The organism is Pseudomonas sp. NY15181 (genome assembly GCF_048068055.1).
Taxonomy (GTDB): Bacteria; Pseudomonadota; Gammaproteobacteria; order Pseudomonadales; family Pseudomonadaceae; genus Pseudomonas.
The window spans coordinates 212,726-233,586 of the sequence record NZ_JBLUPT010000001.1 but is presented as its reverse complement, the minus strand read 5'-3'; the positions used below and the strand labels follow the sequence as shown (position 1 = coordinate 233,586).

General features: G+C 67.5%; 18 protein-coding genes. 5 read left to right on the top strand and 13 right to left on the bottom strand.

Going from position 1 to position 20,861, the window contains the following annotated elements; genetic code table 11:
- Window positions 1–131: 131 nt before the first annotated feature.
- A complete protein-coding gene (locus tag ACNFBT_RS01120) occupies window positions 132–2,573 on the bottom strand; it encodes a TonB-dependent siderophore receptor (protein ID WP_416745689.1) in 2,442 nt (813 codons plus the stop codon).
- Window positions 2,574–2,658: 85 nt separating this feature from the next.
- Entirely contained in the window at window positions 2,659–4,056 is a 1,398-nt protein-coding gene (locus ACNFBT_RS01115; RefSeq protein ID WP_416745687.1) for a PLP-dependent aminotransferase family protein, read from the bottom strand.
- Window positions 4,057–4,194: 138 nt separating this feature from the next.
- Here ACNFBT_RS01115 and ACNFBT_RS01110 point away from each other — a divergent pair, with 138 nt between their 5' ends.
- Together ACNFBT_RS01110 and ACNFBT_RS01105 are read left to right on the top strand one after the other, a co-directional pair.
- Complete coding sequence (locus tag ACNFBT_RS01110) at window positions 4,195–5,076, top strand: DMT family transporter (protein WP_416745685.1); 882 nt, start codon at window positions 4,195–4,197, stop codon at window positions 5,074–5,076.
- A gap of 440 nt (window positions 5,077–5,516) precedes the next feature.
- Window positions 5,517–7,547 (top strand): DEAD/DEAH box helicase, encoded by a 2,031-nt coding sequence (locus tag ACNFBT_RS01105; protein ID WP_416747155.1) that lies wholly within the window; start codon window positions 5,517–5,519, stop codon window positions 7,545–7,547.
- 392 nt (window positions 7,548–7,939) lie between these two features.
- On the opposite strand, the gene ACNFBT_RS01100 is transcribed toward ACNFBT_RS01105, so the two are convergent.
- From ACNFBT_RS01100 to ACNFBT_RS01060, 9 genes are all read right to left on the bottom strand, one after another.
- Complete coding sequence (locus ACNFBT_RS01100) at window positions 7,940–8,920, bottom strand: FecR domain-containing protein (RefSeq protein WP_416745683.1); 981 nt, start codon at window positions 8,918–8,920, stop codon at window positions 7,940–7,942.
- On the bottom strand, window positions 8,917–9,450 hold the full coding sequence (locus ACNFBT_RS01095) for a sigma-70 family RNA polymerase sigma factor (RefSeq protein ID WP_416745681.1): 534 nt from the start codon (window positions 9,448–9,450) through the stop codon (window positions 8,917–8,919). The genes ACNFBT_RS01100 and ACNFBT_RS01095 overlap by 4 nt, the downstream gene beginning before the upstream one ends.
- A 306-nt stretch (window positions 9,451–9,756) precedes the next feature.
- On the bottom strand, window positions 9,757–10,542 hold the full coding sequence (locus tag ACNFBT_RS01090) for a 3-hydroxybutyrate dehydrogenase (protein WP_416745679.1): 786 nt from the start codon (window positions 10,540–10,542) through the stop codon (window positions 9,757–9,759).
- Between the two features lie 43 nt (window positions 10,543–10,585).
- Complete coding sequence (locus tag ACNFBT_RS01085; RefSeq protein WP_416745677.1) at window positions 10,586–10,933, bottom strand: YceK/YidQ family lipoprotein; 348 nt, start codon at window positions 10,931–10,933, stop codon at window positions 10,586–10,588.
- Window positions 10,934–10,963: 30 nt separating this feature from the next.
- A complete protein-coding gene (locus tag ACNFBT_RS01080) occupies window positions 10,964–11,323 on the bottom strand; it encodes a YceK/YidQ family lipoprotein (protein WP_416745676.1) in 360 nt (119 codons plus the stop codon).
- 24 nt (window positions 11,324–11,347) lie between these two features.
- Complete coding sequence (locus ACNFBT_RS01075) at window positions 11,348–12,481, bottom strand: ABC transporter permease (protein ID WP_416745674.1); 1,134 nt, start codon at window positions 12,479–12,481, stop codon at window positions 11,348–11,350.
- A 9-nt stretch (window positions 12,482–12,490) separates the two neighbouring features.
- Window positions 12,491–13,663, bottom strand: a complete 1,173-nt coding sequence (locus ACNFBT_RS01070) for an ABC transporter permease (RefSeq protein ID WP_416745672.1) — start codon at window positions 13,661–13,663, stop codon at window positions 12,491–12,493.
- On the bottom strand, window positions 13,645–14,616 hold the full coding sequence (locus ACNFBT_RS01065; RefSeq protein ID WP_416745671.1) for an HlyD family secretion protein: 972 nt from the start codon (window positions 14,614–14,616) through the stop codon (window positions 13,645–13,647). Before ACNFBT_RS01065 ends, ACNFBT_RS01070 begins: the two co-directional genes overlap by 19 nt.
- An 84-nt stretch (window positions 14,617–14,700) precedes the next feature.
- Window positions 14,701–15,180, bottom strand: a complete 480-nt coding sequence (locus ACNFBT_RS01060; protein ID WP_416745670.1) for a phosphate-starvation-inducible protein PsiE — start codon at window positions 15,178–15,180, stop codon at window positions 14,701–14,703.
- A gap of 196 nt (window positions 15,181–15,376) precedes the next feature.
- Here ACNFBT_RS01060 and ACNFBT_RS01055 point away from each other — a divergent pair, with 196 nt between their 5' ends.
- Both ACNFBT_RS01055 and ACNFBT_RS01050 read left to right on the top strand, forming a co-directional pair.
- On the top strand, window positions 15,377–15,655 hold the full coding sequence (locus ACNFBT_RS01055; RefSeq protein WP_416745668.1) for a DUF3509 domain-containing protein: 279 nt from the start codon (window positions 15,377–15,379) through the stop codon (window positions 15,653–15,655).
- A 258-nt stretch (window positions 15,656–15,913) separates the two neighbouring features.
- The gene (locus ACNFBT_RS01050; protein WP_416745666.1) at window positions 15,914–16,180 is read left to right on the top strand and encodes a YebG family protein; all 267 of its coding nucleotides are present in this window, start codon (window positions 15,914–15,916) and stop codon (window positions 16,178–16,180) included.
- Between the two features lie 11 nt (window positions 16,181–16,191).
- On the opposite strand, the gene ACNFBT_RS01045 is transcribed toward ACNFBT_RS01050, so the two are convergent.
- Entirely contained in the window at window positions 16,192–17,226 is a 1,035-nt protein-coding gene (locus ACNFBT_RS01045) for a Glu/Leu/Phe/Val dehydrogenase dimerization domain-containing protein (RefSeq protein WP_416745664.1), read from the bottom strand.
- Between the two features lie 157 nt (window positions 17,227–17,383).
- Between ACNFBT_RS01045 and ACNFBT_RS01040 the strand changes: the two genes are divergently transcribed.
- Complete coding sequence (locus ACNFBT_RS01040) at window positions 17,384–18,193, top strand: SirB1 family protein (RefSeq protein WP_416745662.1); 810 nt, start codon at window positions 17,384–17,386, stop codon at window positions 18,191–18,193.
- A gap of 3 nt (window positions 18,194–18,196) precedes the next feature.
- Here ACNFBT_RS01040 and ACNFBT_RS01035 read toward each other — a convergent pair whose 3' ends face one another.
- A complete protein-coding gene (locus ACNFBT_RS01035; protein ID WP_416745661.1) occupies window positions 18,197–20,725 on the bottom strand; it encodes a LuxR C-terminal-related transcriptional regulator in 2,529 nt (842 codons plus the stop codon).
- Window positions 20,726–20,861: the final 136 nt, after the last annotated feature.

Here is a 20,861-nt window from a genome sequence, read left to right as displayed (position 1 = left end):
CTCCCGATTTAACCGCTCTGCATTACCCGTGAAGTCATCCATTTCCGATCAAGTTGTACGAACGTTCAAATTCACCCCAAACCAACACCTGGACCTCACCCGCCGACCAGGCGCGCCCCCGGCGCCCCGTCTTACCAACGGTAAGTCGCGGTTCCCGTGACGACGCGGCCATTGCCGTAGATGCAGCGGGTGGCGTCGTAGCAGCCGGCGATGTATTCGCGGTCGGAGAGGTTGGCGGCGTTGACGGCGAAGCGCCACGGGCCGGTCTCGTAGTGCACGGCGGCGTCCAGCAGGGTGTAGCTGGGCACATTCAGCGAGTTGTCCGGCGCCCCCGGACTGCGGCCGTTGTAGCGAGCGCCCGCGCCAAAACCGAGGCCCTTCAGCTCGCCGTCGCGCAGGGTGTAGTCGGCCCACAGCGAGGCCAGGTTGCGCGGGGTCGGGATGCTGACCGGCGTCTTGCCGTCGCTCGCGTCGTTGGCCTGGGTGATCTTCACGTCCTGGTAGGTGTAGGTGGCGACCAGGTTCAGCTCGTCGCTGAGGCTGGCCACGCCTTCCAGCTCCAGACCACGGGAACGCACCTCGCCGGTCTGCACGTTGCTGTTGATATGGGTCGGGTCCGGATCGGGAGTGACCACGTCGCGCTGGGTGATCTCGAATACCGCGGCGCTCACCGAGCTGTCCGAGCCCGCGGGCTGGAACTTCACGCCCGCCTCGTACTGCTTGGCCTTGGTCGGGTCGAAGGGTTTGCCGAAGTAGTCGGTACCGGCGTTGGGCGTGAAGCCCTCGCTGTAGCTGATGTAGGGCGCCAGACCGTTGTCCGCGAGATAGACCAGGCCGACCCGACCGCTGAAGGCTTCGTCCTTCTGGCTGGCGTGGCTGCTGCCCGCGGTGCTGCGGGTGTCGGTGGTGGCGCTGGCCCAGTCGTAGCGGCCGCCCAGGGTAAGCACCCAGTGGTCGTCGAAGTGCAGCTGATCCTGCAGGTACAGGCCGGTCTGGCGCTGGGTCTGGTCGGTGTAGCTCCAGTCGTCCGGGGTGAAGGAAGAAGGGTCCACCGGGCCGTAGGACGGGCCGCCGTAGAGGTCCAGCGGCGTGGTCAGTACGTAGGCCTGCGGGTCCTGGGTCTTCTGCCGCTGCCAGTCCAGGCCGAGCAGCAGGGTGTGGCGCAGCCAGCCGGTGTTGAAGTCGGCCTGGGCCTGGTTGTCCAGCGTCCAGCGGGTGTATTCGGGGTTCTCGATGCCGGCGTAGCGCAGCAGCGTGCGGTCGTCGCCGCCTTCCATGCCCCAGTAGCCGGTGGTGCCGACGCCATAGACCATGTTGTCGTTCAGATCGAGATGGGCGTAACGCAGGTTCTGACGGACCTGCCAGACATCGTTGAGCTGCGTCTGGAACTCGTAGCCGAGGCTGTACTGCTCCTTCTCGTACTTGGAGAAGTGCTTGTCGCCGGTGAACAGGCTGCGGCGGATCTTGCCGTAGGGGCTGTGCTCGACCGTGCCCACCGCCGGCAGGAAGTTGTCCTGGGCGTTGCTGTCGTCCTTCAGGTAGCTGGCCATGAGGGTCAGGCGCGTGTCTTCGTCCGGCTGCCAGGTGAGCGACGGCGCCAGGGCCAGGCGCTTGTCCTCCCAGGGCGTATCGCGGATGTCGCCCTCGTGGCCGACCATCACCATGCGGTAGCTCCAGACCCCGGCGTCATCCAGCGCGCCGGTGCTGTCCAGGCCCAGCTGCTTGCGGGCGTCGCTGCCGTACTGCAGCTGGATTTCGTGGCTGGCGATGGGGCTCGGGCGCTTCGACACCTGGTTGATCACCCCGCCCGGATCGCCCTGGCCGTAGAGCACCCCGGCCGGGCCGCGCAGCACTTCGACGCGCTCCAGCATGTAGGGATCGACCATCCAGCTGGCGAGGTTGATGGTGGTCGGCAGTTGCAGGCCGTCCTGGTAAGTGGTCGGCGAGAAGCCACGGATCACGGTGTACCAGTCGGAGCGGTTGTTCGAGCCGTAGGACGACACCCCCGGCGTGTAGCGCAGCGCCTCGTTCACCGAGTGCACAGCCTGGGCCTCCATGCGCTCGCGGGTCACCACGGAGATCGACTGCGGCGTCTCGTGGATCGGCGTGTCGGTCTTGGTTGCGGTGAGGCTGCGCTGGGCGACATAGCCGTGTACCGGGCCGGTGGGGTCTTCCTCGGCCTGGCCGGTAATGGTCTGCGCGTTCATTTCCAGCGCGCCTTCGGTGGCGCTGCGTTGCAGGCGGTAGCTGCCGTCGGCGCTGGCTTCGGCGGACAGCCCGCTGCCGGACAGCAGCACGGCGAAGCCGGCGTCCACCGAATAGTCGCCGGCCAGGCCCGGACTGATCAGGCCACCGGTCAGCGCCGGGTCGAAGGTCAGCAGCACACCGGCCTGGCGGGCGTAGGCATTCAACGCATCCTCCAGGCTACCGGCCGGCACGCTGAAGTGCTGGGCGGCGGGCGCGGCCATGGCGGAAGAATACGGCAGCAGCGGCAAGCTGGCGGCCAGGCCGAGCGCGGCGATGCGCAGGGCGCGCGTCAGCGGACGTAGGCGCACGGTGGGGACGGCGGGCATGGCATTTCCTTGTGCAGATCAAGCGGGATTGCACAGAGGCCGAACGACGAAGGAAAACCTGCAGGCCGATCCGGAATTTTTTCGGTCAGCGCGTGCGCGCCATGTCCATGGCCCGCTCCAGCCCCTCGAACACCCGTGGCGACAGGCACTGGGCGACGTTGAAACGCAGGAAGCCGGTGGCGCTCTGGCTGAGGCTGAAGACGTTGCCCGGCGCCAGCACCAGGTTGTCCGCCAGGGCCGCGCGGGACACCTCGGCGGCGTCCAGCCCACCGGGCAGGCTGGCCCAGATGAAGACGCCGCCGCGCGGCTCCAGCCAGGGTCGGATATCCAGCGCGCGCAGGCGTTGCAGCGTCTCGCCCATGGCGTCGGCCAGGCGCCCGCGCAGGCTGTCCAGATGCCGGCGGTAGCTGCCCTTGCGCAGCAGCTCGAAGAGCATTTCCGCGCTGAACGGGCTGTTGCCGAAGCTGGTGGCCAGCTTCAGGTCCACCAGCCGCTCGCACCACTCGGGCTGGGTGGCGATGTAGCCACAACGCACCGAGGCCGACAGCGTCTTGGAGAAGCTGCCGACCTGGATCACCCGCTCCAGCCCGTCGAAGGCGGACAGTCGCGGCGCGCTCTCGTGCTCGAAGTCGCCGAAAATATCGTCTTCGACGATCAGCAGGTCATAAGCCTCGGCCAGCTTCAGCAGGCGATGGGCGACCAGCGGCGAGAGCACCGCGCCGGTGGGGTTATGGAAGGCCGAGTTGGTGATGTACAGGCGCGGGCGGTGCTGCTCCAGCAGGCTCGCCATGGCGGCCACGTCCGGCCCGGTTGGCGTATAGGGCACGCCGATCACCTGCACGCGGTGGGCGCGCAGCAGGGCCTGGAAGTTGAAGTAGCCGGGGTCGTCCACCAGCACGCAATCGCCTGGCTCCAGCAGGAAGCGGCAGACCAGGTCGATGGCCTGGGTACCGTTGTCGGTGAGCACCACCTGCTGCGGGCCGACCGGCAGGCCGTAGTCCGCCAGCCGGCGCGCCAACTGTTCGCGCAGGCCAGCGTGGCCGTAGGGCCGACCGTATTCCAGCAGGCTCGATTGCGGTGCCCGGGCGATCTGCCGCAGCGCACGGCGCAGCTCCTCCTCCGGCAGCCAGGACGGCGGCAGCCAGCCGCAGCCGGGCTTGAGCGAGGTGTCGGCGGCTTCCAGCGACTGGCGGGAGATCCAAAGGGGATCGATGCTGCGGTCCAGCGCCGGGCTGATCTCCGCCAGCGACAGCGGCGGCGCATGGCCGCTGACATAGAAGCCGGAGCCACGCCGGGCGGCGATCACACCATCGGCGGCGAGACGGTCGTAGGCTTCCACCACCGTGGTCTTGGAGACGTCCAGTTGTTCGGCCAACTGCCGAATCGACGGCAACCGTTCGCCGGGCACCAGCGCCCGAGCGGCCAGGCGCTCGCGCACATGGTGCATCACCGTATCGACTCGCGTGCTCTTTGGCCTGCCCATGTCGCCCTCGCCTGCCCCTGGATAATGTGTACCGGGATAATTTACGGACAGTTTGCGTAAATTGTACCTATCTGTCACTGGCCGCTCGGCAGGCCCCGGCGCATCCTCGAAGCTCGCTCCTCTGCTGGATGACCCACCATGAACAACACTCTCGCCATGAACCGCAACCTCGGCGGCTGGCTCAGCGGTTTCCTCGGCGTGCTCATATTCAGCGGCTCGCTGCCGGCAACAAGGGTGGCGGTGGCCGACTTCGACCCGACCTTTCTCACCCTCGCCCGCGCCAGCATCGCCGGCCTGCTGGCGGCGGCGATCCTCATCGTGCTGCGGCAGAAGCTGCCGGCGCGCAAGGACCTGATCCCTCTGCTGGTGGTCGCCGGCGGCGTGGTGGTCGGTTTCCCGCTGCTCACCGCCCTGGCGTTGCGGCACGTCAACTCGGCCCACGCCATCGTCTTCGTCGGCCTGTTGCCGCTGGCCACCGCGCTGTTCGGCGTGGTGCGCGCCGGCGAGCAGCCGCGCCCGGCGTTCTGGATCTGCTCGCTGCTGGGCAGTGCCGTGGTAGCCGGCTTCGCGCTGTCCCAGAGCGGCGCGGGCAACCTCACCGGCGACCTGCTGATGCTGGCTGCGATCGCGGTCTGCGGCCTGGGCTACGCCGAGGGCGGGCGCATTGCCCGCCACCTGGGCAGCTGGCAGGTGATCTGCTGGGTGCTGGTGCTGTCCCTGCCGCTGATGCTGCCGCTGGCCTGGTACACCCAGCCGGCGACCTTCTCCGGCGCCAGTTGGCCGGCCTGGCTGAGCCTGGGCTACGTGTCGCTGTTCAGCATGCTGATCGGCTTCTTCTTCTGGTACCACGGCCTGGCCACCGGCGGCATCGCCGCGGTCGGCCAGCTGCAACTGCTGCAGCCCTTCTTCGGCCTGGCGCTGGCCGGCCTGCTGCTGCACGAGCAGATCAGCCCGCTGATGGCCGGCGCCACCGTCGCCGTGGTGCTGTGCGTCGCCGGCGCCAGACGCTTCGCCCGTTGACCGCTGGTTTCCTTCCGCGCCCGCCCGAGAAAAATCGCGGTATCATCGGGCGTTTGCGTACTCGGCTGGATCGCCGGAAGGAAACTCGGATGAAGCCACCCGCCGACTCTCCACTGCCCGCCGTGGCGCGCGACGACTTCGCGCCACGCCCGCGGCTGACCCTGGGCAGCCATGTGCACAGCGGCTTCGACCTGCGCAGCGGGCGCATGCAGAACATCTCCCGGCACCGTGCCGCGCTGGCCTTCCTGTATGACGACATGCCGGTCTCCGGCAGCGTCACCCCGCGCTCGGGCCGCGAGATCCGGGTATTCCGCGATGACCGTATCGTCCGCGTCAGCCGCCAGCTGGACCTCGAGCACGCCTGGCGCCTGGACCTGCGCGAACTGGGCTTCAAGCCCGCCATGCGGCGCAGCGATGCGCTGGAGGACAGCGCCGGGGAAATGTTCGAGCTGCCCGACGACACCGCCTGGCAAAGTTTCATGCGCGAAGGCCTGCCGCAACTGCGCGAGCAGGGCTGGGAAATCGACGTGCGCCCGGAATTCGTCTTCGACATCCTGCCGGTGGAAGACTGGTACGCCGAGATCGAGGAAACCGAGGACCGCCAGTGGTTCGACCTGGAACTGGGTATCCAGGTAGACGGCCGCCGCATCAGCCTGCTGCCGTCGCTGATCGAACTGATCCGACGCATGCCGGCGCTACTGGACCCGGCCGCCCTCGCCCGCCATTCCGACGATGAGCAACTGGTGCTGCGCCTGGATGCCGGACGCACCCCGATCCACACCTGGCAGACCGCTTCCGACCGCCCGCTGCGGGTCTCGCTGCCGTTCGGCAAGCTCAAACCGATGCTCGGCACGCTGTCGGAGTTCTACATCGGCGAGCAGCCGCCGGTGCGCCGCCTGCGCATGGGCGCGGCCGACGCCTCGCGTCTCTCCGAGCTGGAAGAACTGCCGCTGGCCTGGGAAGGCGGCGAACAGCTGCGCGAGATCGCCCACCGCCTGCGCGACTACCGCGCGCGCCCGGCGGCCATTCCCGAAGGCCTCAACGCCGAGCTGCGCGCCTACCAGCACGAAGGCCTGAGCTGGATGCAGACCCTGCGCGAAGTCGGCGCCAGCGGCATCCTCGCCGACGACATGGGGCTGGGCAAGACGCTACAGTCCCTCGCCCACATCCTGCTGGAGAAGCAGGCCGGCCGCCTGACCACGCCGGCACTGGTGATCATGCCCACCAGCCTGATCCCCAACTGGCTGGACGAGGCCGAGCGCTTCACCCCCGGGCTGCGCGTGCTCGCCCTGCACGGTGCCGGGCGGCGCAAGGCGTTCGCGAAGATCGCCGAGCACGACCTGATCCTCACTACCTACGCCCTGCTGCCGCGCGATGCGGAAAAACTCGCGCAGCACGAATACCACCTGCTGATCCTCGACGAGGCGCAGAACATCAAGAACGCCGGCACCAAGGCGGCCCAGGCCGCGCGCCACCTGCAAGCGCGCAACCGCCTGTGCCTGACCGGCACGCCGCTGGAGAATCACCTGGGCGAGCTGTGGTCGCTGTTCCACTTCCTGCTGCCCGGCTGGCTGGGCGACGCCCGCCAGTTCGCGGTCGACTACCGCACGCCCATCGAGCGCCACGGCGACCAGGCGCGGCTGGCCCATCTCGCCGCGCGCATCCGTCCCTTCCTGCTGCGCCGCACCAAGGAGCAGGTGGCCTCGGAACTGCCGCCCAAGAGCGAGTTCATCCAGCACATCGAACTCAGCGAGGCGCAGCGTGACCTCTACGAAACCGTACGCCTGGCGCTGGACCGCAAGGTGCGCGACGAGATCGCCCGGCGCGGCCTTGCGCGCAGCCGCATCATCATCCTCGAAGCGCTGCTCAAGCTGCGCCAGGTGTGCTGCGACATCCGCCTGGTGAACAAGGAAGCCCCGCCGCCGTCCGGCAAGGCGGCGCGCGCGGTGACCTCGGGCAAGCTGGTCTACCTGCTGGACATGCTCGAAGAACTGCTCGCCGAAGGCCGCCGGGTGCTGGTGTTCTCGCAGTTCACCTCGATGCTCGCGCTGATCGGCGAGGCACTGGCCGAGCGCAACCTGGAGTACGCCCTGCTCACCGGCGACACCCGCGACCGCCGCGCACCGGTGAAGGACTTCCAGGAGGGCCGCGTGCCGCTGTTCCTGATCAGCCTGAAGGCCGGCGGCGTAGGCCTGAACCTGACCGCCGCCGACACCGTGATCCACTACGACCCCTGGTGGAACCCGGCCGCCGAGAACCAGGCCAGCGACCGCGCCTACCGCATCGGCCAGGACAAGCCGGTGTTCGTCTACAAGCTGATCGCCCGTGGCACGGTGGAAGAGAAGATCCAGCTGTTGCAGCGCGACAAGGCCGCACTGGCTGCCGGTATCCTCGAAGGCACCGGCTCGGACTGGCAGCTCGACGACGCCGATATCGACGCGCTGTTCGCGCCGTTGCCCAAGGCGGTTTGATTTTCGTCGGAGCGGTTCGCTCCTACAGGCCAGCGCCAGGCTGCTCTTCGTAGGAGCGAGCTTGCTCGCGAACCCGCCCCGTGCCACGCCCCCCTCAGGAGCGTAGGGCGTATAACGTTCGACGTTACACGCCGTTTGACCTTGCCTCCAGACCACTCCGAAGCCGCCCCGAAGTCGCCGTTCCAAGGCACTCCGAGCCTGGCCACAGCGCCAACGATGCGCACGGTGTATCGGCGTACAACCGCGAACGGTTGTACGCCCTACGGTGCCTACAGATTTGCGCCGAAGAGCTCTTCGTAGGAGCGGACCTTGTCCGCGAATCCTGCCGCCAGCTCCGTCCATCGCGGACAGGGTCCGCTCCTGCAAAAACTCGGCAGCTTTAGGAAATCACCTCAGGCTAAAGGCACCAGCGTCACCCACCAGCGCGTCCGGTACTGCGCGCGCACCGGCAGGCTGCGTTGCAAGGCGGCGATGGCCTGCTCGGGCCGGTCCAGCGGAAACACACCGGAGATCGCCAGGTCGGCCACCGCCGGATCGCAGCGCAGCACGCCCGCTCGATAGCGCGCCAGCTCGGCGCACAGCCGGCCGAGGGTCCATTGCCGTGCCACCAGATAACCGTCGCTCCAGGCCAGCGAATCGGCGTCCAGCGCAGTCTCGCCGTACAGCCCCTTGCGGTCGAACCGCACCTGGCGCCCCGCCTCGATCACCCCGGCGGACTCGTCGCGCAGCGCGGGGGTGACGGCCACCGCGCCTTCCTGCACGGACAACCGCGCTTCGCTGCCGTCCAGGCGCACGGCGAATCGGGTGCCCAGCGCCTGCAGGCGACCCAGCGGAGTGTCCACCCAGAAGGCGCGACCGGCGCCGTCCGTGGCGGTCTGCACCAGCATCTCGCCGCTGTACAGCCGCACGCGGCGGATCTGCGAGTCATAGACGATATCCACCGCACTGTCGGTATTGAGTTGCAGCCAGCCGCCGTCGGGCAGCGCGATGCGCCGGCGCTCGCCAACCGAGGTGCGCTGCTGCGCCAGCCAGGACGAATCGCGCAGGCCGAGGCCAGCGCTGCCCACCACGGCCGCCGTGCCGGCGAGCAACAGCAGGCTCTTCAATGCCCGCCGCCGCGCCGGATCGACCGCCGCACGACGCAACGAGCAGCTGGCTACACCCGGCGCAATGCCCGCCAGCCGTCCATCGAAGAATTCCAGGCGCTGCCAGGCCTGCTCATGGGCCGGATCGGACGCCCGCCAGCGCTGGCAGGCGGCGATCTCGTCGGCGGCAGCCATCCCGGAGGCCAGGCGCACACGCCAGCCGATGGCCTGCTCCACCACCGCGTGCTCCAGACGCGGAGCGGCATCGATGGCGCCGCTGGGGTTCATGGATAGAGCGCCTGGTAGCAATGGCCGAAGGCCTGGGTCATGTACTGCTGCACCGAACTCAGGGACACACCAAGGCGCTCGGCGATCTGCGGATAGGTCAGCCCATCGAGCTGCGACAACAGGAAGGCGCTGCGCACGACCGGGCGCAAGCCGTCGAGCAGGCGGTCGATCTCCATCAGGGTTTCCAGCACCATTGCCCGCTCCTCGGCAGACGGCGCCTCGGCCTCGGGTTGCTGCGCCAGGCTGTCGAGCCAGGCGCGCTCCAGGCTCTGCCGGCGGAAGTGATCGACCATCAGCCCCCGGGCGACAGTGGCGAGAAAAGCCCGGGGCTCGCGCAGGCCCTTGAGCTCACTGCGAGCGAGCAGGCGGACGAAAGTGTCCTGCGCCAGGTCCGCCGCCTGGTGGCGACATTCCAGGCGGCGATAGAGCCAGCCGAGCAGCCAGGAATGATGGCCGGCGTAGAGCTCGCCGACCTGTGAATGGTGTGTAGCGGACGTCACGGGAGCCCCCTGCGCGCGAACGTCTTGCATCGAGGCTCAGGTGATAGAAACCTACAAATGCGAAAACTTATCATTTGCACAAAGATGCCATGATCCTGCCATCACGGCAAGGGCTGTGTCGAAGGATTGATGAAGGGAGAGCCGTAGGGCGTACAACCGTTCGCGGTTGTACGCCGATACGCCGTGCGCATCGGCGGTGCCACAGCCAAGCCCGGAGTGCCTTGAACCCGCGGCTTCGTGCCGGATTTGGAGTACCCGGATATCAAGTTCAATCGGCGCATAACGTCGAACGTTATGCGCCCTACGCTCCTTGTTACGAAGGTGCGGTGCTCTCGCTCAACGCATCCCCCATCCATGACTGACCAGCACCGACTGCCCGGTGAGCGCCGCCGAGGGAAAGCTCGCCAGGAACAGCACAGTCTGCGCCACGTCCTCGACGGTGGTGAATTCGCCGTCCACGGTGCCGCCGAGCATGACCTTTTTCACCACCTCTTCCTCGCTGATGCCCAATTCCTCCGCCTGCTCGGGAATCTGCTTCTCCACCAGCGGCGTGCGCACGAAGCCGGGGCACACCACATGGGAACGCACGCCATGCGGCCCACCCTCTTTCGCCAGGGTGCGGGCCAAGCCGAGCAGGCCGTGCTTGGCGGTGACGTAGGCGGACTTCAGCGGAGAAGCCTCGTGGGAATGCACCGAGCCCATGTAGATCACCACGCCGCCGCGCTTGGCCGGGTACATGTGGCGCAGCGCGGCGCGGGTGGTGAGGAAGGCGCCGTCGAGGTGGATGGCGAGCATCTTCTTCCAGTCGGCGAAGGCGAAATCCTGCAGCGGGCTGACGATCTGGATGCCGGCGTTGGAGACCAGGATATCGATGCTGCCGAAGGTCGCCACGACGCGGTCGATCCCGCCGTCCACCGCCTGCTCGTCGGTGACGTCCATGGCCAGCGCCAAGGCCTTGCCGCCAGCGCTTTCGATCTCCTCCACCACGCGCTGCGCGGCAGCCTCCTGCAGATCGGCGATGGCCACAGCCGCGCCTGCTTTGGCGAGAGTCAGGGCGATCTGCTTGCCGATACCACTGGCCGCGCCGGTGACGACCGCGACCTTGCCGTTCAATGGGTTCATCACAGCGCTCCTCGAATGGTCTGGAACACTCACTCTAGACGGCCTACTCGCGGAGCATCTGAATGTCACCGTCCCGATTCTGGCGGTACAGGGTATAGGGCAGCACCAGGGTATCGACCACCGCGGAGAAGCCCATATCAATGACTGGCGCCGGGTACTCCATCAGGCTGAAACGGGAGATCGGTCCACCTCGCTGACGATCATCGCCGATCAACACGCAACTGTTGTAGACGACGCCACCGTAAACCCGAGGGAGCGTGTCGCCACACGCCGTTCCCCTGAGCCCCAGATCATCGACCTTGGCGACGTTGTCGCTGGAGAGGGTCCGAACCGAACCACAGCCGGTCACTCCTACAACGATCACCAAGGTCGTCAGTAAGCGGATCAGCATCGCTCATCTGCTTTGAAGCTCGGATTTCGCTCAATCGCGTCGCAGTTCGATACTGCCATCGCGGTTCTGCCGATAAAGGGTGTAGGGCAAGGCCAGGGTGTCGACGACGCCGGAGAAAACCATGTCCAGCACAGGCAGGATCGGCGGGCCGAACGTGTAGTTGGCCGGTGAGGCAGGCGGTGTATAGCCGGTGTTGGCCGGTGGTTCGCCGTACAACTGGCAGGCATCCCAGACCACTCCGCCGTAGACCCGGGGAATGGCACCGCAATAGGTGCCCTTGAGCCGCAGCTCGCTGGCATTCACCACATCGTCGCTGCGCAGCGTGTGGTAGGAACCGCATCCACTGAGCAGGCCGGCCATGAGCAGCGGCCAGGCAAGGTACATCTTCATGTCGAAACTCCCTCTCAACTTTCTTTACCAGCCCTTGAGCTGGTCCCAACGCCAGTTTCGATACTGGTAGATCAGTGTACCCAGGAGTCCATAGCCCGCCGCCATGACGAAGAGGATAAGAATTCTGTCAGCCACGGCCGAAAGCGGCAGGTTCATCTGGTTCATCTCCACCACGGCGCGGATCGCCCAGGTGGAGGGAATGGCATCGGCCAGCAGCTGCACCCACTGCGGCATGGCCTGGGGCGGCCAGGTGAAGCCGGCCATGTAGAACAGCGGCAGGGTGATGAAGGTCATGGTCAGGTAGACGGCCTCCTCCGAAGGCAGCACCTCGGCGATGAACTCGCTCATGGCGATCACCGCCAGCAGGAAGGGCAGCACCAGGCCCATCAGCATGAAGAACGAGGCCGTCTGCCGGTAGCCCATCATCCATGGCCAGATCACATAGAAGAGCATGGCCAGTACCGTCCAGATCGACAGTTGCGCGGCGTAGCGGCCGAAGCGCGTCGAAACCGGCTGGCGCAGCGAGCGCGGGGTGCCGCCGCGCAGGTTGAGGTTCACCCGCGTACAGGAAAGCAGCAGGCTGTGCTGCAGGATCAGCGTCACCAGCCCGGGCAGGACGATGGCGGCGAAGCTGGTGCCGGGGTTGAACAGGTCGGTGAGCTGGCCGATCGCCGGCTGCAGCAGCACGTTGGCCTGTCGTTCGGAGAAGCCGCCGCGCGTCAGCCGCTCGCGGTTGTAGCGCAGCGACAGCTCGGTGTAGGTGGCGTTGATGTCCTGCTGGATCTGCCCGTTGGCCATGCGGTTGGTGGCGTCGCCGAAGATCGGCACGGTGACCGACTCGCCGCGCAGCACGCGTTTCTCGAAATCCAGCGGGATCACCACGATGGCGAACAGCTTGCGCCAGGCCAGGTCGTGCTGTGCCTCGGGCAACTGGTCGTAGCCGAGGGTGGCGATCTTCGGCGCGGCATCGAGCAGGCGCACCAGTTCGCGGGACGCCGCGCTGTGGTCCATGTCGATCACCGCCACCGGCAGGTCGTCCATGGTGCGGTGCGCGTAGGGCAAGGTGGTCAGTGCCACCGACAGCACCATCATCAGCCACAGCGGCTTGCTCAACATGTTGCGCAGGGATTCGCGGAAGACGCTCCAGAAGTTTTCCATCGCAGCTCCCTATGCCGGGCTCAGGTCGAGGCGCCGGCGCAGGCGCATCTTGGCGATCATGTAGGCCAGCAGCGGGTAGAGCAGCAGCTTGCAGCAGGTGTACAGGCCCGACTCGGCCGGCGCCTTGCGCAGGAACTGGTCGAACAGGCCGTGCAGGGTGTGGGTCAGCGGCTCCGCCTCGGCGATCACCCGGGCGATCTGCGGCATCGCCAGCTCCGGCAGCAGCACGCCGGAATAGGTCTGCGCCAGGCCGATCAGCAGGCCGATCAGCGAATAGGCGCTGAAGCGGTTGGCGGTGAAGATGAACAGCACCAGCCCGAGGCTCTGCGCCGCCGCCACGTAGCAGACGGTGATCGCCAGCATCCACCAGGGATTGCCGTTGATCCGCGCGCCGTTGAGTTCCACCAGCAGGAACAGCTCCACCATCAGCAGCGTGCTGAACAGCAGGGTGTAGGGCGCCAGCTTGCCCAGCAGGCGCACGCCCAGCGCCTGGGCTCGCAGGATGTGCGGCGACGATGCGCGCAGTTCCGGCGCCTCGCGGGCGAGCACGTGGACGGTGGCGACGATCACGAACAGCTGCAGCAGGTGGACGATGGCGGCGAACTGCTGGAAGTAGATGTAGTTGCCGCTGGCGTTGAACAGGCTCTCGTAGGACACGGCGACGCTGGCCAGCGCCGGCATCGGGCGGTCCATGCCGGCGGCCAGGCGCGGGCGCAGTTCGGCGTTGACGGCGCTCATCAACCCGTCGAAGTCCTGGGTCGAGTAGAAGCCGGCGGAATAGAACAGCGAGTTGTAGTACAGCTCGGCGGTGGGCTGGCGGCCGGCCAGGGCGTCCGCCTCGAAATCGCGGGGGATGTAGAGCAGCGCATAGTCGTCGGCCATGCGCAGGCGGCGCTGGCCTTCCTGCAGGCCGCCGCCGAGCACCTCCACCTTGGCGTGGGAACCGGCGTCCAGCTCGCGGACGATCTGCCGCGACAGATGGCTGTGATCGGCATCGACCACCGCCACCGGCATGTCCAGCAGGGTGCCGGCCTGGTACACGCCGCTGATCACCACGAACAGCAGCAGCGGCCAGAGCCAACCGAGCCAGTGGATGGTCCAGCTGCGCAGGGCGATGCGCGTCTCGCTGCCGAAGGCCTGGGCGAAACGCAGCAGGTTGCGCCTTACTGCTGCCAGTGCCACAGCGCGCTCATCCCGGGACGCAATCCCTCCACCGGCGTCTCCGGATAGAGCCGCACCTCGAAGGTCTTCAGGTCGAAGTCGCCGGTGGCGCGGGTCGCGCGCTTGGTGGCGAAGTCGCCGAGCGGGGCGATGTAGCTGACCTTGGCGCGGACAGCGGCGTTCTTCAGCGCGGGCACCTGGATGGCCACCTCGTCGCCCTTCTTCACATCGGCGAGGATGTCTTCGCGCAGGTTGAACACAAAATAGCTATCGGACAGCCGCACCAGGGTCAGCAACGGGCTGTAGGCGTTGATCAGCTCGCCCTGCTCCGCCGGGATCGGCCCCACTTCGCCGTCCACCGGCGCCACCACGTTGAGGTCGTTGGTCTGCGCCTGCAGTTCGAGAATCTGCGCATCGGCCCGGCGCACCGCCGCTTCCAGCGCCTGTCGACGCTCCTCGCGGTCGCCCTGGGTGCCCTCGTCGAGATTGGCCTGGGCCTCGGCCACGCGGTTGCGCGCCACGTCGCGGCCACGGCGGGACAAATCCAGCTGCGCCTGGGAGACAAAGCCGCGGCCGGCCAGTTCCTCGTTGCGCTGGTACTCCAGCTCGGCATTGCGCTGCTCGGCCTGGGCCTGGGACAGGCTGGCCTGCAAGGCGCGCAGGGTTTCCTCGCGGGTGCCGTGGAGGGATTCGTCGAGATTGGCCTGCACCTGGTTGCGCGCGGCGCGCAGGGAGTCCAGCTGGGCCTGCAGTTCGGGACTGCTGAGGGAGATCAGCAGCTGGCCCTGTTTCACGTCGTCGCCGCGCCGCACGTGCAGCACTTCTACCCGGCCCTTGGCCTTGGACGCGACGATCACGTCGGTGGCGTCCGCCTCGCCCTGCAGCAGCAGCGGCTGGGTGTGCAGACGGAGATAGAGGGTAATGGCGATGATCACCAGGATCAGCAGGGGTGCAAACAGCTTCCATCCCTTCATGGGCTCGGACTTCTCAGGCGGCGGATGCACCGATGGTAGTGCATCCGGCCGCTCTGCGACGGGCGGCGATCAACGCCGGTGCGCTCAGCGCTCGTCGTCGCTGATCAGGTCACGTTCGCCACTGCGCTGCGGCGAAGCCGGAGACGGGAAGCGCGAGGAGGCGTAGCGCACCACCAGGATCGCCAGCGCCAGCAGCAACAACGCCACCGAGACCAGGATGATGCCGTCGTCGGGCACGTGGTTGTGCTGGATGTCGGCGATCATCAGGCGCGTCAGCGCGGTCATCGCCACGTAGATCAGGAAGCGCACCGGCATGTGGTTGGTCTTGAAGTAGATGCCCACCATCGCGCCCAGTTCGAGATAGATGAACAGCAGCAGGATGTCATCGATGCTCGCGTGGCCCTTGCCCATCATCTCGCCGAAGGCCACCGCCGCCGACCAGAACACCGACCCGCCGATGGCGAACAACGCCAGGTAGTGGAAGCCCTCCACCAGCAGGTTGCCCAGGGATTCGGCACAGCCATGCATCCGTTCTCGCAGGCGCTCGGCCCAGTCCAGTTTCATTGGTCACATCTCCGTTTCTTTAAGGATTCTTGGGGAATGCCTGCCAGCCACTCGTTGCAAGCACTGCGATTGCAAGCACTGCGCCATTGATCTTGCGCAGTCATGGCAGCCCGTCGTTGCGGCACCATGACGGCGAACTTTTCAGGTGGCCCTCCGGTCCATCCAGAGGCACGCCAACAACAGGCAGGACCGATTCATGGAAAGTCCCTTCCAGGTACTGACCGACGCCTTCGGGCAGCAGTACCGCGTCAACTTCAGCCTCGAACGACTCGACGGCAGCATCGCCCTCACCCTCTCCACCGATAAGGGCGTCGCCGCGCGCCGCATGATCCGCAACAGCCAACTGCAGGACCCGGAGCAGCTGCAGCGCCTCATCCAGAGCGTCCGTTTCGGCCTCGCCATCGAGCACGGCCACCTGGCGCCGCAGTTGCTGGCCCCGACAGGCAGCGGCCACGGCCTGCTCATCGCTTCCTAAGCTAAATTCCCACCTTCTGAAGGCTCTGACTGACGGCGCCTTGCGCCAGTCACGTCGGAGTCGCCGTGTGCGCCAACGGGTCGCACGCACTCTTTTGGACCACCGCCGACAGTGCTCGAATAGCGGCACACCTCTTCTCTGCGTCTAGGCTTCTGACGACTGGTTCGCGTACAGGCAGTAGCATTGCGCAATCACTTTACTGTATAAATAAACAGTAATTTCCACTCCCCCAACAAGAGAAGGCTTACGAGGTGATGAATGGCCGTCGAAGTGGTGTACCGCAGCAGCCGCGATCCAGAGCGCCTGTTCATGGATAAGGCAGAAGCCGACCGGCACGACAAGATGCTGGAGCTGGCGGAAACGCTGGCCGAGGTGCTGCAGAAGGCGGTGCCTTCGCTGAAGGAAGACCAGGTCGAGGAGATTGGCATCTTCATGGCCAAGAACCGCGACGCCTTCGCCCGCGCATTCAAGAACCAGCCCGACGCGCTGAACGAGATTTTCAGCGACGCGGCGGGCGAGGAGTGACGCTCGGGGCGTCAGTGCCCCGAGTACTCACCGTAGAGAATCCGCTCCGCCAGCTTGTCGGCGACCCGCGCTGGCGACAGGTGATCGGCCTGGGCGTGGGCGAAGACCTCGGTGAGCCGCTCGCCGATCCGCGACAGGTGCGCGGTGATGGTCGGCAGCGCCTCGCCCTGGTGTTGCAGCGCGACGTAGATCAAGCCACCGGAATTGATCACATAGTCCGGCGCATAGAGGATTCCCCTCGCCTCCAGTTCATCGGCCACCTCGGGCTGCGCCAGCTGGTTGTTCGCCGCCCCCGCCACCGCCGCGCAGCGCAGATGGCCGACCACCTGCGAGGTGAGCACCCCGCCCAGCCCGCACGGCGCGAGGATGTCACAGGGCGTGGTGAGCAACGCCTCGTTGGGCACCGGGCGCGCGCCCAGTTCCTCCACCGCCAGTTCCACCTTGCCTGAGTCGATATCGCTCACCAGCAGTTCCGCACCGGCGGCGGCCAGGTGCTCGGCCAGTGCATAACCCACATGCCCCAGGCCCTGGATGGCGACCCGCAGGCCCTCCAGGTCATCGCTGCCCAGACGCGCCTGGGCGCTGGCGCGGATGCCGGCGAACACGCCCAGGGCGGTGTGCGGCGACGGGTCGCCGCCTGTGGTGGTGCTGGTGACGTGGCGGGTGTACTGGGCGATGCAGTCCATGTCCGCGCTGGAGGTGCCACTGTCCACCGCGGTGATGTAGGCGCCGCCCAGGGAGTCGATGAAGCGGCCGAAGGCTTCGAACAGTTCGCCACGATTGGCCACGTGGGGCGGGCGGATGATCACCGCCTTGCCACCGCCCTGGCGCAACCCGGCCAGCGCGGCCTTGTAGCTCATGCCCTGGGCCAGCCGCGCGGCATCGCGCAGGGCGGCATCCTCGCTGGGATAGGGCAGATAGCGGCAACCACCCAGCGCCGGCCCGAGCCGGGAATTGTGGATGGCGATGATGGCCTTGAGTCCCGTGGCCGGGTCCTGGGTGAGATGCAGCGACTCGAGCCGGGTGGCTTCCATCATGTCGAACATGGCGGCGCTCCCTTGCTGGTGACCGGGCGCCCACGATTTCGGGCCTTAACAGTATAGGCATCCCCCTCCTTCCGCGTTTGTTCGTAACGCGCGCGGGCGGAGACTGGACGAGCGCGCCCCGCAACGGTTAAAACCGCAGAATCAGCCGGAGAACGCCATGAACCCGCGTCAAGCCTGCCTCGCCTGTCTTGCCCAGGACCCACCGGCCCTGTTCGAGGCCGCGCTGTGGATCGCTGCCGAGCATGAGCCGCACCAGAGCCCTGAACAGGCACGCCGCCTGCTCGACAGCCTGGCGCATCAGATCGCGGTGGTGATGCCGACCGCCACCACGGACGCCGAGCGGGCCCAGGCGTTGCTGCGCCGCATGAGCGAACTGGGCTTCGCCGAAGACGACGAGTTCCCCCTGCAACCCCGCGCCGCCCTGCTCCCCCAGGTGCTGCAACGCCGCCACGGCCAACCGCTGTCGCTGGCGCTGATCGCCCTGGAGCTGGCGCGCCAACAGGGCATTGCCCTGGTTGGCGTGAACTTCCCCGGACGCTTCCTGCTGCGCGTTCCCGGCGCCGATCATCTGCTCGACCCAGCCACCGGCCGCCGCCTCTACACCCGTGATTGCCGGGATCTGCTGGTGCGCCAACTGGGGCCGCAGGTGGAGCTGTCTGCCGCGCACCTGCAAACCGCCAGTGCCGGCGAGATGCTCCAGCGCCTGTCGCGCAACCTGCGGCAATTGCACCTGGGCGTCAGCGAACCGCTGGCCGCGCTGAAGGACGCCCAGCGCGTGCTGGAACTGGGCCCGCCGACCGCCGGCGACCACTTGGCCAGGGCCGATCTCTATCACGCGCTGGAGTGCCCGCAGGCCGAGCGTTACGACCTGGAACGGGCGATGCTGCTCAGCGACGACCCCGCCGAGCAGTTGCGCCTGGCCCAGCGCCTGGCGGAGATCAGCGTGCCGCCCAAGGCCCTGCACTGAGTCTCAGATCTTCAGTAATCCCAGTTCCTTCGCCCGCGCCACTGCCTGGGTGCGCCGCTCGACGCCGAGCTTGCCGTTGATCCGCCGGGCGTGGGTCTTCACCGTGTGCAGCGAGATGTAGAGACGCTCACCGATTTCCAGGTTCGAGCAGCCCCGCGCGATCAGTTCCAGCACCGACAGCTCGCGCAGGCTGAGCAGGCTGTGCGCGGGCACCTCGCCGGCGCTGGGGCGCAAGCCGAACAGCCCCGGTTGGCGGCGCTGGGTTTCCCGCAGCGCGGCGAGCAGGCCGAAGCGCTGCACCAGCGCCACGCCCTCGTCGAGCGCGGCGCGCGCGTCATCCAGGTCACCGGCGGCGTAATGGACTTCGGCCAGCGCCAGCCAGACATCGCAGGCCAGCGTGTTGCGCCCCTGCCGCAGCAGGTCGGGCAGCATCGCGGACAGGCGCTGTAATGCATCCTCGATATCACCGTCGTACAGTTCGGCGAGTGCCAGAAGGTGCTCCACCCGCAGGATCAGGTCAGGCATGGCGGCCGGCGGATTCAGGCGGTCGGTGCGGCAGCGCGAGGCGACCCGCAGCAATACCTCCCGCGCCTGCCCCGCCCGCCCCTGGCGCAGGCTCAGGGCACCACTGACCAGCAACAGCGAGCCGCGGTACACGGCCTCGGGCACATGCTGCAGCTGCATCAGCCGTTCCACCTCCAACAGCCGGTTGAAGGCGCCGTCGATGTCGTCATCCAGCGCATCCAGCCAGGCCATCCCGGTAAGGCCGTAGATCAGGTTCGGGTCATGGCTGCGGCGGGTTTCGGTAAGGCCGGCGATGAACAGCTCGCGCGCCTCGTCGCTGCGTCCCTGGCGCAGGCTCAGCCAGCCACGGCGCAGGGCGACACGCCCGGCCATGGCGTTGCCGGTCACACTGATTTCGTCCAGGTAGTCCTGCACCCGCGCCAGCAGGGCGTCGGCGCGCTGCAGTTCGCCGCGCTGCTCCAGCCACTGGGCGCGATCCAGCTCCAGCAGCGCCTCGAAGGTCAGGCTGCCGTGCAGCCGCGCAAGCCGGAGCGCATCCCGGTTGATCAGGCGGGCCTCGGCCAGGTTACCGCCGGCCTGGGCCTGCTGGGTCAGCGCCGACAGGCACATCAGTTTCTGCGCCCAGGCATCCTCCGGCAGGTACTCCAGCGCCTCGCGCAGTTGTTCGCGGGCACCGGCGCGCCCCCGGGCGTGGGTGAGCACGCCGGCCAGTCCCTGCCACTGCGCCACCAGCGCGCGCTGCCGACGTTCGCCGGGCATCGGCAGGAAGCGGGTGAAGCTGGCGAGCAACGCCTTGACGTCGTCCAGCCGGCCGACGAACAACAGGGTCCAGGCATTGAGCACCAGCAGGCGCGGCGTGCTGCACAACAACTCGTCCGGCAGCATTTCGCGCAGCTTGAGCACCCGCTCGATATTGCGCCCGTACAGCAGGTGTTCCTCGGTGAAGCGCTGCAGCAGGCTGGCCGCCTCGTCCGGCTGCTCGGCGAGCAAGGCGTGCTCGAACGCCGCGTGGAGGTCGCCGGACTGGCTGAACCACTGGCAGGCCCGGCGATGCAGCATCGCCGCCGGCCAGCGGGACAGGCGCGCCAGGGTCGGCGCCAGCATCGGCGCCACCTGGAACCAGTGGCGGGTGTTGTCCACCGGCTCGATCAGCGCGCCCCAGGCGAGCAGTCCGTCCAACCCCTGACCGGGCGCGTCGAACAGGTAGTCGCTGAGTTCACGACCAAAGCGGGGAATAACCGCCAGTGCGCAGAGGGTCTCCGCCAGCGACGCGGGCAGAACGCTCAGTACCTCCCGTTGCAGGTAGTCCTGAAACAGCGCGCTGCCGCTCTCCGCCACCTGGATCGTGCACGGTACCGGGCCATCGTTGGCCAGGCTCAGCAGCCGCAGGCGGATACCCGCGAACCAACCATGGGTCGATTCCAGCAGCGCTTCACGCTGGGCCTGCGGCCATTCCAGCGCCAACAGGTGCAGGTACTGGTCGAGCTCGTCCTGGGTCAGGGTAAGGGCCGTGGCATCCAGCTCCAGCAGCTCGCCTTCGAGCAGCAGGCGCGTAAGGTTGCATTTCGGCCGCCGCCGGCTGGCCAGCCACCAGGTCACTTGCGAGGAGGCCACGGCGAGCAGGCGGTCGAAGCAGTCGTCCAGCTCGGCATCTGGCGTCCGAGGGTAATCATCGAGCATCAGCCAGATCGGCTCGCTCATTGTCTCCAGCCAGGCAGCCAGCGCGTCTTCGTCACCCTGGAGTACGCCGAGCGCCTCCGCCAGCCGCTCGCAGAATTGCGCCGGCTCCAGCGCCCGCCCGCCGAGGCTCAACCAGACCACGCGGGTGCCGGCCGGCGCCTGGCGCGCGCACTCGCTCAGCAGCACCGTCTTGCCGCAGCCGGGCGGCGCCACCAGCAGGCGCAGGCGGCATTCGGCGCCACTCAGGCTGGTCCGCAGGCGCTCACGGGCCAGGTGCTGGCGAGGCAGACGCGGCAGCGCCGCGCTGTGCAAGGCGATTGTCGACATGGGCTTCTTCCGGCCATTTGCTGCGGGCCAGACTATGCCTGGGCGCTGGCCGGGCAAAGAACCATCAGCGGCATTCATGGCGCGTCATAGGGCCGGCTGCTCAAGGCCCGGCGCAGGCATTGCGCATCCCGAAAAA